Raw genomic sequence first — 14,664 nt, 5'->3', positions numbered from 1 at the left:
TGCTCGTCCACTCCTCAAGAATAGTGATGGACCATCGTTGGTTCTTCAAGCGGTTGCTCGCCGTAACCTGCGGATTGCCACTTTTCTACTTGTTCCATCGCTGCACCTGTCGGCACTAACCTACCGACGACTTTATCTTTTGTGCTTTCTTCTGCGTTAATCTTGAAATGAAACAAGTCGCGATGTTGAATTTCGCCTTGTTCTTCACCGAGGATTTCAGTGATTTGTAACACGCGCCTCGAGCCATCTCGCAATCTTCCGAGTTGAACAATTAACTCAACCGAAGAAGAGATTTGTCTACGAATTGCTGGAATCGGTAGATCAAGACCAGACATGAGCACCATCGTCTCTAACCGCGATAACATATCGACTGACGAATTGGCGTGTCCTGTCGTTAATGAACCGTCATGACCGGTATTCATCGCCTGCAACATGTCCAAAGCTTCTCCACCACGAACCTCACCGACAACAATGCGATCTGGACGCATTCGAAGAGCCGTACGAACGAGATCTCGCATCGTAATTTCACCTTTGCCTTCCACATTTGCAGGTCTTGTTTCTAGACTGACTAAGTTCTGAATTTGTGTAAGCTTCAGCTCCGCGGAATCCTCAACTGTAATCACACGTTCGTGATTTGGAATGTACATGCTCAATGCGTTAAGAAAGGTCGTCTTCCCTGAACCTGTTCCCCCAGAAATGACGATGTTGTACTTTGCCTCTACAAGCTTTTGCAGCCATTCAGCAATCGGCGTATCGAGTGCACCGAAGTCGATTAGCTTCTCCATCGTAAAAGGATCACTTGGGAACTTTCGAATCGTAATGATCGGTCCGCCGAGAGAGATCGGACGAATTACGACGTTTACACGTGAACCATCAGGAAGTCGTGCATCTACGATCGGATTCGCTTCATCAATCTTCCGGTTAATCGGCGCTACAATTTTCTCGATAATCGTTAAGAGGTCCGCTTCCGATTTGAATCGAATGCGCTCCCCGTCTTCATCATAGGCATATCCGAGACGACCGTTCTCCTCAATAAACACGTCATCGGTACCGTTAATCATAATCTCCGTAATGTCTTGCCTGCGTACGAGTGGGTCAATAATTCCGTAACCGATGAGCTGTTGCATAATTTCATCTGTAAGCAACTTCCGCTCATCTGTCGTTAACAGCAAATCTTGATGATTCATCGTCTCTTTTTGCTCGAGTGAATACCAAACTGCTGCCCGTAATCGATCGTTATTGCTCAAAATCTTATGATCTTTGTTTCCTTGTTTAACAATGTCTTCACGAACCGACTGCTTTAATTGGTCGACCTCAACATCTAATTCCTCGTTCCACAGCGTTTCATGCCCCTCATTTTGTCGCTGCTTACGCTTAATCGCTTGTTCAATTCCCATTACGCAAGCACTCCTTTTCTTAAGCCGTTGCGTTTCGCTACTTCTTTCTTCTCGAACATCGGCTCAATCAAGTTTGCAATACTGCGGTAATGCTTATTAATCTTTAGTGCTGGCTTTTCTGCCATTACAATGCCACGGTTTGCGTACCCTTGTACTTGCTCGTACTTATGCGGAATTACCGCTGACACTTTCATAGATAACATCGATTCCATCTCAGAAATCGGGAACCCAATGGAATCATGGTAAGCGTTAATGATAAGATAACGATTTTGCAACGGGCGATGTAACTTACGAATAATATCCACAGAAGATAACATCGACCAGTTTGCAGCCACATCGGTCGTTAAGACGAAGAACAAATCCGTCGCATTGCTCATTAATGAAATGTTACGTTCAGACAAGTCGGTCGAAGAATCAACGACAATCATGTCATAGTCTAGCCGTTGCAATGCTTCCATAATTCGGTCTGTATGATCGAGTGACAGAGCTGCCATCTTCAATGGTGAACCTGCACTTAGTACACTTAATTTCTTCCCTTGAAGGCTGACCGTTTCAATCGATTGGCGCAATACTTCATCAAGCTCCTCGTCGTCTTGACGACCTTGTTCCAAGTAAGTGACAACATCCGATAAACCTTTTGTTCCTTGTGGAAGATTGAATGCGACAGAAACATGACCGAACAGAGCAAAGTCTACGAGTAATACGTTTTTATCTTTTAACGTTAGTTGAGCGGCCGTGTTAACCGCAATCGTCGTCGTACCGACGCCTCCTTTTGGAGAATAAAACAACGAGATCTTTTTGTCGGTATGCTCTTTTGCAGCCGCGTTTACACTCGTGAAAATATCTTTATCTTGGCCGATTGGCGTGAACGATAACATCTTCTGAGTGTACGTCCCCATCGGTGTGTACTTATAAATGAGATCAACGTTTTCATGAATCAACTCGGTTTCTCGTACGATATGGAGTTGTTCAGCAACGAGGATAATTTTTTGGGTATTATAGTTTAATAAATTGCGATACCACGCTGGATCTGCATTTGTAGCCTCAACGTTAATTAAGAGAATATCAACGGTATGGTTTCCTAGATATTCGTATAAATCTATCAATGTTTCACCTTGAAAAATGACTGATACTAGATCTTCACTTTGTTCGTAATACCGGTTAATATCTGCGCGGTAACTTGGGTCTTGATCAATAATTGCGACCGTCAATGACTCGCTTGAATGTCGGCCCGGAATGAAATCTGCATCCATGAATAGGCACCTCCTTTTCTAGCTTTCTAGTGTTGATTCTCTTATAATCTCCAAATCGATTGACTCGCCATTTGAAGGGTTTAACGCTAAGCTTAATGAGCCGTTTTCAACCGCATTTCCGAGCGCCACAACCTCTTGTGGGTTCACGAGTAACGTCACATGTTGCACGGTTGAATCTTTTGCCAAATCTGCAAGTGAATCTTCATTGTAGGACTCTACTTCATACACTTCTGCAAACTGAATGAGCATTCGAGAGTAGAACTCCCCTTGACCATCTTCTGCTGTGTACACGACATCAACGTGGTCTCCTTTTTGCAAAGAGTTATCCACAGCGGCTTGTGGACTTAACGCTAATGTGTATAAACGCATTTCGTCAGGAATAAATTCGGACGAATCAATATTTCCTGAAGCTGTTACATATTCTGCGGCATCCTCTGGAAACACAATCTGTTCAGGATCTAACAACACCGGCTTCCCAGATTCAATCTCTTGTCGTGTAATCGCACCAATCACAGATTCCGGATCTTGAACCCGGTTTGGAAGAAGCGTCTCTACTGCACTTGCCTCTACGTTCACAGTCGTTAACATCTCTTCTGTAATTTCTGTTTGCTCAGCAATCGTTCGATCACTTACGACAACCGCAGTTGTCTGTTGCAAAGAATTTAAATATTGAAAGGTTAAATAAGCAATTAACCCAGCACTACCAAGTATAAGAATTAAACGCCAACTTAATTTAGCAAACATCGATGATCCTCCTGACCCGTCTCATTCATTACGAAACCAATTGCCCACGCTCTTTTGAAAACACAGCATAATCAAATGCTTCTTGTCGTGCTCGTAAATCAAAATACATGCTCATATACAATGAGCCGATAAATGGCATCATAAAAAGGTAAAGTACGGTATTAATGACGATATCCACCAGAATATTGGGGTTCCTAACATGAATAGAAAGAGGATTTCTGCACCTACGATGAGGACATTGGATGCAATAATGATGAGTAATAACAGACCTAGTATTCGCCAGAATGAACCAATCACAAGTTGACGGCTTCGCATTAAGGACTTAACGATTCCTTTATTTTCAAAAGCGATCGTCTGAGCAAATAAACCTAGATAAGCGTAGATGATTAAGCCTGGTATAACGAGGAGCGCTAACCCAAACGTCGTAAGCACCGTATAAAGAATTGTCGCAACAATAATTGTCGGAAACACTAGAGCAGTCTTTTTTTAAACCCGTTAGTACACGCTTCTTAAAAGGAAGTTCTCGATCGAGTAATAACAAATAAAATACATGAACTCCTAGAACACTAAACAGTAGCGCTTGATTAAAAATTCGTAATGCCTCAATCTCAACAACACTCATGCCTAGTTGAATCATGTAATCAAAAAAAGAAAAATAATACCGTTATGAGAGGAACACTGATAAGTAGCGTCCCAGGTATAGAGACTAAGAACACTCGCTTTCCGTTTTGACTCATGTTGCGTATCAAGTCTTTAAACGTTTGTGGCTGTGTTTGTTCCTTGCTAATGTCCATCTTTACCTTCCTTTCTTTCATCGGGATCTATATAGAGACACTGCCCTTTTTGAAGTCCATATTCTAAAACCGCACCACTTCTTAGCTCCAAAACGCCGTATACCGATTTTGCGTACGGCAGCATTCTCCACGGTGCAACATTCTCGAACGCTTCTTTAATTTGATACTCATTATTATTAATTTTCTCTAAATACACACAGTCAATTGGAAATCTCATGAACCACGTATGAACTTGTTGACAAGGATACAACAATAGCCCTTCTCGATCTCCCAAGTTATTTTTCCCAAGTAGTCCTTTTAATCTTGAAACGTATCCATTTGCAATCATTAACTGATCCACAAGAACTGTTTTTGATCCTTGTATCCAGACCATAGATTCTCCCTATCTACTATTTGAGTATTTTCTTAGTTCAGTAGTTGCTCATAGTACAGTAAAGTACCATATTATAAAAACAAATCAAGTAATGAAGATTCAGATAACTAGATCTGTAACACCATTTTACATTTACTGGGAATCTATTGTGCCGAAAATAACAAGTAATCCGCACTTTATGACAAGTCCTTTGGTACGGATTGTCGTATTTTAGTCAAGAGGTCGAATTGCACTGAAACTTAGGACCTTCAAATCCCGTGTCATTAGTCCTTTTTTTCGTTATTCAGTTTACAAATTTATTAAATCAATCACTTTAATTTTAAACTTACAGAATACACAAACCGAGCAAGTTAAAAACCTCAAACGAATACACCTTAAAATCTAACCTCATTCGATCAAAATTCGTTCGAATCCCCTTGAGTCCCGATGATCATTCGCTTCGCATTGAAACCAAACAAACATTATACAAGAATAACAATCCATCTCTATCGATTTACACTCACTTATCCACATGTGCACAAAAAAAACCGATCATCACTAAAAAGTGACAATCGGCTCTGAGTATTTAGTAACCACCATCTGCTGCATCACTCGAAACGGTTGTTTCGCGTAAATCAAATACACCGTGAGGGAGTTGAATAAACCCTTCTACATCGCTTGAAACACCTGCTCTGAATTGATCATGAACGATCGGGAACAGTGGCACTTCCTCGTTAACCGTCTCTGCAACTTGACGGTACAGCTCTACACGCGCTTCGTCGTCTGTCTCACGACGAGCATCATCGAGTAGTTGGTCAACGTCTTCATTTGTGTAGAACGTATTGTTTCCTGGAGGTCCGTGGTTGTCAGAATGGAACAGTGCGTGCGTACCATAATCCGCATCACCCGTTACAGTCGTCCAACCGAGCATAACCATTTCATAGTTCGCCTCATCGGTTGCATCAAGTAATGCACCCCACTCGGTTTGTTGCAATGAAACATCGATGTTCAGTTGTGACAGTTGATCTTGAATAACTTCTGCCATTTGCGTATTGATTGTATTTCCTGATTGAACCATAAGTTCTACTGAGAATCCATCTTCATATCCTGCATCTGCTAACAATTGTTCTGCTTCTTCAAGGTTATAGTCAACGGGATCTACATCTTCGCTAAATCCAAATGCCATCGGACTAACCGGACCAATGGCTTCTACACCGTACCCTTGGAAAATCCCTTCTACGATTTCATTTTTGTTAATGGCTTTAGAGATGGCTAGTCGCACATCTGGATCATCAAGTGGCTCCACCGTAGTGTTAAACCCTAAGTAATCGAGTCGTAAGCTTTCAACAGCTGATACATCTCCAGAATCACTGTTTTCAATTTGTCCGACGTTTGCCGGTTCAATGGAGTTTACGATATGCGCTTCACCCGTATCGAACATTCCGATCCGTGTTAGTTGTTCATCAACGACACGATATGTAGCCGAATCAAGTGGAACAGGTCCACGCCAATAATCTTCGTTACGTGTAAGAACAATTTCATTTCCTTGTACCCAGTTATCAAGTACGAATGGACCAGTTCCTACAGGGTCAACATCAATGTTGTGTTCGCCATTCGCCTCATCCTCAATCGCTGTTGGACTAATCATCCCACCAGCGTCATGTGCAAGGTGAGCAAGAATTGGCGCAAACGGATATTCAGTAATAATCTCCACCGTATACTCATCCGTGGCGTTCACTTCTTCAATCATCTCGTACATGAAAGAACGCGGAGATGCTAATTCAGGATCATTGACACGCTCTAAGTTCGCAACGACCGCATCGGCATTAAATGGTGTCCCATCTGTAAATTCAACGCCTTCAACGAGTTGGAACTCCCAAGTAAGTTCATCGACTTGTTCCCAATCCTCTGCAAGTCCTGGTTGTAATTCCATGTTCTCATCGTGTTGAACGAGGCCTTCATAGATGTTCGTACGAATATGTGTTGATGCCGTATCATTTGAACCATGTGGATTTAAGTCTACAGCGTCCGCCTCAATTGCAATGATGAGGTCACCGCCACCATCTGAGCTAACTGCTTCTTCAGAATCGCCAGTCTCTTCACCATTCTCATCTGCCGGCACTTCATCAGAATCAACCGCCGTATCATCAGAACAAGCGACCATTAGGCTTGCCATCGATAAAGCGAATGCACCGCCAATCCAATGTCGTTTAAATTTCTTCACAATTATTCCTCCCAGTTGTTTGATTACTTCTAGTTGTAAAACTATTATAAACACTAGTTAATAATTATACAACTACAATGCAATTTCTTACATATTTTGTTAGTATTCTGTCATCTTATCGGTCAAATCAGAAAAAAATAAAGAGATTAGACGAAAATTGTCGTCTAATCTCTTTACCTATTAATCAAAAAGCGAACTCACGGACACTTCGTTATGAACACGGTTAATTGCATCGGCAACGAGCGGCGCAATCGAAAGTGTTGTAATTTTGTCTGAATGCTTGTCTTCTGGAAGTTGAATTGAATTCGTAATGACAAGTTCTTTAATTGGTGAACCTTCAATCCGACTAATTGCTGGTCCTGATAGAACCGGGTGCGTACAACAAGCATAGACAGCTTTTGCACCATTCTCAATCAACGCATTCGCAGCAAGTGTAATCGTTCCAGCCGTATCAATTAAATCATCAATGATAATGGCGTTGCGGCCTTTAAATTCACCTACGATATTCATTACTTCAGCGACGTTTGGTTGCGGACGACGTTTATCGATAAACGCAATTGGGGCATTGAGTGCTTCAGCCATCTTACGAGCGCGTACAACACCGCCGTTATCTGGTGCAACGACGACAACATCTTCTAAGTTCTTGTCTGCGAAGTACTCTGATAGAATCGGAACACCTTGCAGTTGATCGACTGGCATATCAAAGAATCCTTGAATTTGCGGAGCGTGAAGGTCCATCGTGATGACACGAGTCACACCCGCTGTTTCGAGTAGATTTGCAATGAGTTTTGCAGTAATTGGTTCGCGTGAGCGAGCCTTACGATCTTGCCTAGCATAACCGTAATAAGGCATAACGACATTGATGCGTTTTGCCGACGCACGCTTTAATGCATCGACCATAATGAGAAGTTCCATAATGTTCTCGTTACCTGGGAATGACGTTGATTGTACGACATACACTTCGCAACCACGAACGCTCTCCTCAATGGAAATTTGAATTTCCCCATCACTAAAACGTTTTACAGAACTGCGGCCGAGTTCACAACCTAGGTGTCTGACGATCTCTTCGGTGAGGGCTTGATTTGAGTTTAAGCTGAAAATCTTGAACTTGTCATTTAAATGGTAATCCATGAGTTTGTTCTACCTTCCTATTTTGTCACGGGTGTAAGTGGGTCTCTACCACTTAGTACGTGAATTAGATTATCAGTTACAAGATGACACATATGAAGACGTGTTTCAATACTTGCACTGCCGATATGTGGAGAAGTCGTGACATACTTTGATTGCAGTAGCGGATTCGTCAAAGGTACTGGCTCTTCTTCAAACACATCTAAACCAGCTCCATAAATCTCCCGCTTTTCTAAAGCATGATATAAAGCGCCTTCATCTACAAGACCGCCTCGTGCAGTATTAATTAAAATTGCTTCCTTTTTCATTAAACCAATTTCTTGACTTCCAATCAAGTGATGGTTTGATTTACTATATGGCAAAAGTAGCACAATAAAATCTGAATGCTTTAAGAGTTCGTTGAATGAAACATACGTAACCCCTAACCTAGACTCCGCCTCTTCGTTTCGTCTACGATTATGGTACAGCACGTTCATATCAAACCCAGTCGAGCGTTTCGCAACCGCCTCACCAATCCTACCGAGCCCAATGATACCAAGCGTTTTGCCGTGAACGTCTTGTCCAGTATAGTGCATCGGCGACCACGCCCCCCACGTTCCATTTCGAACGACTTCTGACGTTTCAACAAGCCTTCTTGCAGAGGCAAGCATGAGCGCAAACGTCAAATCTGCAGTCGTTTCAGACAACACGCCAGGGGTGTTTGTCACAATTACATTGCGATTTTTTGCTGCTTCTATATCGATGTTGTTATAACCAACGGCAAGATTTGCAACGATTTTTAATTTGGGCGCTGCATCTAGAAGCTCTTCATCAATCGTTTCTGTGAGCATACAGAACAGACCTTCACACTCTTTTATCTCACGTAATAAAACATCCCGAGGTACTGGCTCGTCCTCATCATCCCAATAATTCACATCGAAGTTCTCATGCAGACGGTCCATAATAACACCAGGCAACTTTCTCGTTACATAGATCTTCTTCATATGATCCCTCCTTTTCTTTGATTTTGTACTTATTGTAATTGAATCGTTCCATTCTCCAACTTGTAAATCGTATCGCACGTATACTTCGCACTTGTCACATCATGCGTAACAAATAAATACGTCAGTTGATGAGAGTGCCTTAACTCATTCAATAAATCTAGCAGTATCACTTTCGTTTGGACGTCCAAACGATTCATCACTTCATCTAATACAACAAACGCTGGTTTTGCAACGAGAGCTCTGGCAATACAAACACGTTGAAGCTGACCACCACTCAATTGATGTGGATACCGGTAAAGAAACGACTCATCTAACCCTACGTCTAGAAGCATCTCTCGTACTTGCCTTACCCTTTCTATACGACTGAGCCCAATCTCAACAGTGGTTCCTCAACACTCTCCACAATGCTACGTTTCGAGTTCAAAGAAGACTCTGGGTGTTGATGAACGAGTTGTCCAACACCTTTAGGCGCCTTAGTTGCTACTTCCCCTTTTATGATGATGTTCCCCTCTGTTGGCTTTATCAATCCTAATAACAAGCGGCTTAGCGTCGTTTTCCCACTCCCACTTCTTCCTAAGAGAGCAACCGAAGACCCTTGTTCGATCGTTAATGACAAATCTTTAAGTATGATTGGCGATCGCTTACCGTAGCGGAATGTTACGTTTTGCATGTTAATCATTCTTCATCGCCCCTCTTCCTAGAACGGCTTCATAATGAAGAAAGCTTTTCAAGCGATCACTGGATGGTTCGTTCATGAGTTGGTCGACCGACCCACGTTCCACGCATTTCCCGTTTTCAAGAACAAGAATTCGGGTGACCATTTTCTTAATGACGTCAATTTCATGACTCACAAATAGAATGGAAAGTCCCTCTTCTCGTTGTTTTCGTAATAGCAATTCCAAGATGACCGTCTTTGTCTCTTCATCAAGTGCTGTAGTTGGTTCATCCGCAATAACAAGTTCTGGTTGAAGTGAGAAAACGAGCGCTATCCCTGCCCGTTGCAACATTCCTCCACTTAACTGAAAAGGAAAAAAAGTGATAATGTTCATCTTTTAACTGCACTTCTCTTAAAGACGCAATCGCTGTTCTTTTTGCTTCTCGCTTTGTGGTTCGTTCGTGAGCTCGAATCGTCTCAACCATCTGTACGCCAATCTTTCGATAAGGATCAAAGATCGCTTGTACATTTTGTGGTACATATCCCAGTGTATTGCCACGTACCGACCGTAACTGCTCATTCGACAATAAACCGAGATCTTGATCGTGAACAATGACGCTTCCTTCTACTTGAAGCGGACTTGATAAAAGTTGTAACAACGCCATCGTTAACATCGTCTTCCCTGCACCACTCTCACCTAAAACACCGATGCTTTCACCTTTTTGTATACGAAACGATAGAGGTTCTAAAAGCGTTTGAGTCTCTGTTTTGACAGCTAAGTTATTCACCTCGATCATAAACCACTTCCCCTTTTCTGATCAAACTCATCACGCATTCTTTCTGATAATCCATTCCAAAAAAAGTACAACGAGAAAGATCGCCGTTCCAGGAACAATCATGAGCCATGGCGCAGCATAAAAGTAAGAGCGACTTTCATTTAACATTGCGCCCCACTCTGGTAACGGTGGTTGAATCCCTATGCCTAAAAATGAAAAACCCGCAATATGAAGCATGGCACTCCCTACGTTTAAAGCGAGCAAAACGAGCACCTGCGGTAAGATTGCGGGAACAAGATGCCTTTGAATTCTTTTCACGTAAGGCACTCCACTAATTATCGCCGATTCATAATAAGGTTCTTGCATCGTTCGTACCGTTGTGTTGCGTACGAGCCTTGCGATTGGGATCCAGAACACGAGAGAAAGTGCGATCAAAATATTCAGCAACCCCGGTCCAGCTATACCGACAAATAAAAACGCCAAAATCACAGATGGGAAGGCTGACATCCACTCAGTGAATCGCATAAACACGTGATCGATTACTCCCCCTGACGTCGCGGATACAAAGCCGACACTCATCCCGATTAAACCGCTAATCACGACAATCACTAGCGCGGTTACCACGGTATATCTTGCTCCGTAAACGATGCGACTCAACAGATCACGCCCAAGATGATCGGTACCAAGCAGATGACTACTTGATGGCGGCCATAAACGGTTTGCTGAATGAGCAGCAAAGGGGTCTTGGTTCATAACGAGTGGTGCAATGAAGATCATTAATAGCCCGATTGCTGCCATACTGATGTAAACTTTCGAGGTTCTAGACATGCTTCACCCCACCCTTTTGATGACGCTGTCTAGGGTCAAGCCAAGCTTGAAGAAGGTCAACAATCAAATTAATAAGTAAAAACAGACAAGCAATCACTAAGATGTAAAATTGGATTACTGGATAATCCCTTTGAACAATTGCATTCATCATATAACGGCCGACTCCTGGCCATGAGAAGATATTTTCAACGATAAACGTCCCTGCGAGTAGATACCCCATCACAATGCCGAGCACCGGCAGTAAAGCAAGGACTCCGTGACGCAATTGGAATTTTAGCCAGATCGTTTTCTCCGACAACCTCTTGCTCTTGCATGAGACATCCACGGGAGCTTCTCAACTTCCAAGAGACTCGTCCGAAACAGCCGACTATAAATCGCAATGTAAGGAATTGCGAGTGTCAAAACAGGCAATACGTAGTGTGCGACAGTGCCTCTGTTCCCTGACGGGAAAATCCCGAGTGTCATCGAGAATACATAAAGCAATAAAAACCCAAGCCAAAATGAAGGTAGAGATGCACCAACAATTGAAAAAAAGCCGACTACTATAATCAACCCATGTCTTGCGGTAGTAAGCCGAAGCACTCCCTAAACCAATGACAGCAAGAATTACGATGAGAAACGCCCAGAAACTTAGTTCGACCGTTGCTGGGAAATAAAACAAAAACTCCTCGATCACGGGTTCACCGGTCATATACGACGTACCAAAATCCATCATAAGCGCAGAAGAAACCCATGAAGCATATTGCTCCCAAACTGTTCGATCTAATCCAAGTTCAATCGTTACACGCTCGATCGCTTCCTCTGTAATCGGCAATTGCGAAGCAGATAAATACGCAACTGCAGGATCACCTGGAATTAAGTGCAAAGCTAGAAATACAACAAACGATAACAACACAATAGAAGGTACTAAAGCACACAGACGCCAACTAAGCATCCGGAGCATTTTTCTTAACCTTTTCTAATTGGAACTCATAAGGAATTGGTGCAAATTCAACGTCACTGATCCCCTCATGATAGACAGCAATGGTCGATGTATAAGAAATTGGTAAATAGACAGCTTGGTCATGAATCTCTTGAAGAATTTCATCATAGAGACCTGTACGTTTAGACTCTTCCGTCTCAATGAAGACTTGATCAATCATCTCGTCAATCTCAGCTTTTTTTCTCCAACCCTAGTTGTGCTTGATAATCCGCATGTGCTGGAATACGCATCGATGAAACAAAAGCGTGAGGATCATATGGAGCACCCCATGTCTCTTGATAAATCACATCAAACTCTCCGCTTTTTTGTGCATTCAAATACGCTTGGTTGTCGACACCTTCAAGTTGAACTGAAATCCCAACCTGACTTGCAGCTTGCTGTAACCACTCACCGACCGTTCGCTGAATCGCATCATTGGCATCGTAAACATACGACAGTGATAAGGGTTTGCCGTCTTTTACACGAAAGCCATCTTCACCAAGATTCCAACCGGCTTCTTCCAATAATTGTTCTGCACGATTCGAGTCAAAATCATAAGGATCTACGGAAGGCATATATGGAACATGGTCACCAAATAAGGCAGTAGCAGGTTCTTCCGTACCATAAAAAAACATCTTCAACCACTTGGTTCGTATTAAAGCTATGTATGAATGCTTGACGTACAGACAACTCTTCCAGAGGTCCACGGTTTGTATTCAACACTGCTGTCCGTGTCGCTTGTGGATTCGATTGATTGACTGTAAACGCTTCTTTGCCTTCGAAATATTGAATCGCATCCATGCTAAGCAAACCATTCCCATAAACGAGATCAATTTCACCATTATCAAGCGCCATCATTCTAGATTCACTGTCAGGAATGACTTGAACGACTAAGCGATCAACGTCAGGAGAATCAGACCAATAGTGTTCATTTCCAGAAAATACTGCACGCTCATCCCGATCATGCTGTTCAAGTTCGTAGACGCCTGTTCCTACATATTGACCATCGACCTCTTTTGCAATTCTAAACGGCCGGACAAGTGCCAACTCTTCGAACAGAGGATAGTAGGCCTCACTTAACGTCAGTTCCACGGTATACTCATCAATCACGTTCACTTCTTGCAGTTGGTTGGCTAGCTCAAGCCAAGCATGACGCTCTCGATTGTCTAATACTTTGTCAAAATTCGCTTTAACATCGTTAGCATTAAATGGCTACCATCTGAAAACTGCACATCTTCTCTCAAATAGAACGTCGTCGTTTTGCCGTCTTCACTTTGTTGCCAATCTTCAGCAAGCAATGGTTCAATTTCCCCTTCAGCATTATATTGAACAAGTGATTCGAAGATTAAGTTTTGTGCAAACATTTGAGATGCCCCATATCCTCTAGGATCCATCGCTCCAATATCTTGCGGCCAAGCGATCACTAATTCATTGCTTTCACTTTTAACGCTCCCACTAGAACAAGCTGCTATAAGAACGAACAAAAGCATCCCTGTAAAAAGGTATGTGCGTTTGATCATGGAATCTCCTACCTTCTAATTCTATGTATGTATACTAACTATACCTACACAAATTAAAAAAATCGCAATAGTAGATTACAGTCTTAAAATCATATGTTTAAATGAGAGGTCAGCGGGAACATTGTATTAGTAGAACGAGTGAACAAGGAGCGTGCTTACAATGACAAACATTTTAATGGTCGTAACGAATGGACATACAATGGACAATGGTCACCTTGCAGGTATATGGCTCTCAGAGTTTGCCGAGCCTTATGAGATTCTAAGAGAAAACGGTTATGAAATTACCGTTGCTAGCCCGAAGGGCACGGAATCTCCAATTGACCAAAACAGCCTCGGAAAAGAAGGCATTCCAACAGATTGGAAAGAAATTGCGGACCAACTAACCAAAACGGTGCCACTCGAAGAAATTAATCCGAACAATTATAGCGGAATCTTCCTACCAGGTGGACATGGTACGATGTTCGACTTCCCTGACGACGAACAGCTAAAGAGCTTATTACAAACATTCGAAGAACAGAAGAAGCCAATCGCTGCCGTTTGCCACGGTCCCGCTGGACTCGTAAACGCAACGAAGAAGGACGGAACTCCACTCGTCCAGGACAAATACGTCACAAGCTTTACTGATTCAGAAGAACGTGGCGTTGAGCTTGAGAATCAAGTGCCGTTCATGCTAGAAGAGACCCTACGAGAAAAAGGCGCCAAATTCAGCGCCGCAAATGATTGGGCAGAGCACGTGCAACGCGATGGCTTGCTCGTCACAGGTCAAAACCCTCAGTCTTCAATTAAAGTAGCGCAAGAATTTATCGAGGCGTTGAAATAGAGCAAAAAAACTCTCCAAAGTGAAACTTTGGAGAGTTTTTTTATGAGAGGAAAAGGATAGCCGATGTGAGGTATCATCAACATGGATTCAGAAGTTTTTAGCATTCCGTGGCGATCTTGTTTTAGTGCCCCGCCCTACTTGTCTTGCTCCACGGTCGCCTCGCCTTGCTACACGCACACCTTGTCTTGCACCACGCCCCCTCGTCTTGCACCACGACCGCCCCGCCTTG

17 protein-coding genes and 2 pseudogenes are annotated in these 14,664 nt (G+C 42.8%); 1 reads left to right on the top strand and 18 read right to left on the bottom strand.

The window, feature by feature from the left end; genetic code table 11:
- Window positions 1-14 precede the first annotated feature (14 nt).
- The 18 genes and pseudogenes from JCM19055_RS07450 to JCM19055_RS23160 all read right to left on the bottom strand — a co-directional run bounded on the left by JCM19055_RS07450 (window position 15) and on the right by JCM19055_RS23160 (window position 13,459).
- Window positions 15-1,397, bottom strand: coding sequence for a CpaF family protein (locus JCM19055_RS07450; protein ID WP_042359287.1), 1,383 nt, complete (start codon window positions 1,395-1,397; stop codon window positions 15-17).
- Window positions 1,397-2,650, bottom strand: a complete 1,254-nt coding sequence (locus JCM19055_RS07445) for an AAA family ATPase (RefSeq protein ID WP_042359284.1) — start codon at window positions 2,648-2,650, stop codon at window positions 1,397-1,399. Before JCM19055_RS07445 ends, JCM19055_RS07450 begins: the two co-directional genes overlap by 1 nt.
- An 18-nt stretch (window positions 2,651-2,668) precedes the next feature.
- Window positions 2,669-3,394, bottom strand: coding sequence for a Flp pilus assembly protein CpaB (cpaB, locus tag JCM19055_RS07440; RefSeq protein WP_042359283.1), 726 nt, complete (start codon window positions 3,392-3,394; stop codon window positions 2,669-2,671).
- A 138-nt stretch (window positions 3,395-3,532) separates the two neighbouring features.
- Window positions 3,533-3,865 carry a hypothetical protein gene (locus JCM19055_RS07435; protein ID WP_042359282.1) on the bottom strand — a complete coding sequence of 111 codons (333 nt, stop codon included), beginning with the start codon at window positions 3,863-3,865 and terminating at the stop codon, window positions 3,533-3,535.
- Between the two features lie 312 nt (window positions 3,866-4,177).
- Entirely contained in the window at window positions 4,178-4,561 is a 384-nt protein-coding gene (locus JCM19055_RS07430) for a DUF192 domain-containing protein (RefSeq protein ID WP_052366062.1), read from the bottom strand.
- A gap of 565 nt (window positions 4,562-5,126) precedes the next feature.
- Window positions 5,127-6,764: a glutathione ABC transporter substrate-binding protein gene (locus JCM19055_RS07425; protein ID WP_042359280.1), complete on the bottom strand. Its 1,638-nt coding sequence runs from the start codon at window positions 6,762-6,764 to the stop codon at window positions 5,127-5,129.
- Window positions 6,765-6,944: 180 nt separating this feature from the next.
- Complete coding sequence (locus tag JCM19055_RS07420; protein WP_042359278.1) at window positions 6,945-7,895, bottom strand: ribose-phosphate diphosphokinase; 951 nt, start codon at window positions 7,893-7,895, stop codon at window positions 6,945-6,947.
- A gap of 17 nt (window positions 7,896-7,912) precedes the next feature.
- Entirely contained in the window at window positions 7,913-8,875 is a 963-nt protein-coding gene (locus tag JCM19055_RS07415; protein ID WP_042359275.1) for a D-glycerate dehydrogenase, read from the bottom strand.
- A gap of 29 nt (window positions 8,876-8,904) precedes the next feature.
- A complete protein-coding gene (locus JCM19055_RS30875; RefSeq protein ID WP_305047335.1) occupies window positions 8,905-9,234 on the bottom strand; it encodes an ABC transporter ATP-binding protein in 330 nt (109 codons plus the stop codon).
- The gene (locus tag JCM19055_RS07405) at window positions 9,231-9,554 is read right to left on the bottom strand and encodes an ATP-binding cassette domain-containing protein (protein WP_042359273.1); all 324 of its coding nucleotides are present in this window, start codon (window positions 9,552-9,554) and stop codon (window positions 9,231-9,233) included. Before JCM19055_RS07405 ends, JCM19055_RS30875 begins: the two co-directional genes overlap by 4 nt.
- On the bottom strand, window positions 9,547-9,882 hold the full coding sequence (locus JCM19055_RS23185) for a hypothetical protein (protein WP_193745351.1): 336 nt from the start codon (window positions 9,880-9,882) through the stop codon (window positions 9,547-9,549). Before JCM19055_RS23185 ends, JCM19055_RS07405 begins: the two co-directional genes overlap by 8 nt.
- A complete protein-coding gene (locus JCM19055_RS07400) occupies window positions 9,818-10,327 on the bottom strand; it encodes an ATP-binding cassette domain-containing protein (protein ID WP_052366059.1) in 510 nt (169 codons plus the stop codon). Before JCM19055_RS07400 ends, JCM19055_RS23185 begins: the two co-directional genes overlap by 65 nt.
- Before the next feature lie 30 nt (window positions 10,328-10,357).
- Window positions 10,358-11,134 carry an ABC transporter permease gene (locus JCM19055_RS07395; RefSeq protein WP_052366058.1) on the bottom strand — a complete coding sequence of 259 codons (777 nt, stop codon included), beginning with the start codon at window positions 11,132-11,134 and terminating at the stop codon, window positions 10,358-10,360.
- A pseudogene (locus tag JCM19055_RS28895) lies at window positions 11,127-11,617 on the bottom strand (ABC transporter permease). Before JCM19055_RS28895 ends, JCM19055_RS07395 begins: the two are co-directional and overlap by 8 nt.
- The gene (locus tag JCM19055_RS28890) at window positions 11,502-12,077 is read right to left on the bottom strand and encodes an ABC transporter permease (RefSeq protein ID WP_265181924.1); all 576 of its coding nucleotides are present in this window, start codon (window positions 12,075-12,077) and stop codon (window positions 11,502-11,504) included. The pseudogene JCM19055_RS28895 and the gene JCM19055_RS28890 overlap by 116 nt, the downstream one beginning before the upstream one ends.
- Window positions 12,061-12,276, bottom strand: a complete 216-nt coding sequence (locus JCM19055_RS23170) for a hypothetical protein (RefSeq protein WP_052366055.1) — start codon at window positions 12,274-12,276, stop codon at window positions 12,061-12,063. Before JCM19055_RS23170 ends, JCM19055_RS28890 begins: the two co-directional genes overlap by 17 nt.
- Window positions 12,277-12,286: 10 nt before the next feature.
- The gene (locus JCM19055_RS23165; protein WP_052366054.1) at window positions 12,287-12,730 is read right to left on the bottom strand and encodes an ABC transporter substrate-binding protein; all 444 of its coding nucleotides are present in this window, start codon (window positions 12,728-12,730) and stop codon (window positions 12,287-12,289) included.
- A pseudogene (locus JCM19055_RS23160) lies at window positions 12,684-13,459 on the bottom strand (ABC transporter substrate-binding protein). The gene JCM19055_RS23165 and the pseudogene JCM19055_RS23160 overlap by 47 nt, the downstream one beginning before the upstream one ends.
- A gap of 316 nt (window positions 13,460-13,775) precedes the next feature.
- Between JCM19055_RS23160 and JCM19055_RS07380 the strand changes: the two are divergent.
- Complete coding sequence (locus tag JCM19055_RS07380; RefSeq protein WP_042359271.1) at window positions 13,776-14,435, top strand: type 1 glutamine amidotransferase domain-containing protein; 660 nt, start codon at window positions 13,776-13,778, stop codon at window positions 14,433-14,435.
- The last annotated feature ends 229 nt before the right edge of the window (window positions 14,436-14,664 follow it).

It is taken from the genome of Geomicrobium sp. JCM 19055, from assembly GCF_000698185.1.
Taxonomy (GTDB): Bacteria; Bacillota; Bacilli; order Bacillales; family Marinococcaceae; genus Geomicrobium_A; species Geomicrobium_A sediminis.
Note: the sequence above shows the minus strand (reverse complement) of the source record. Positions and strands in the feature narration are given on the sequence as shown.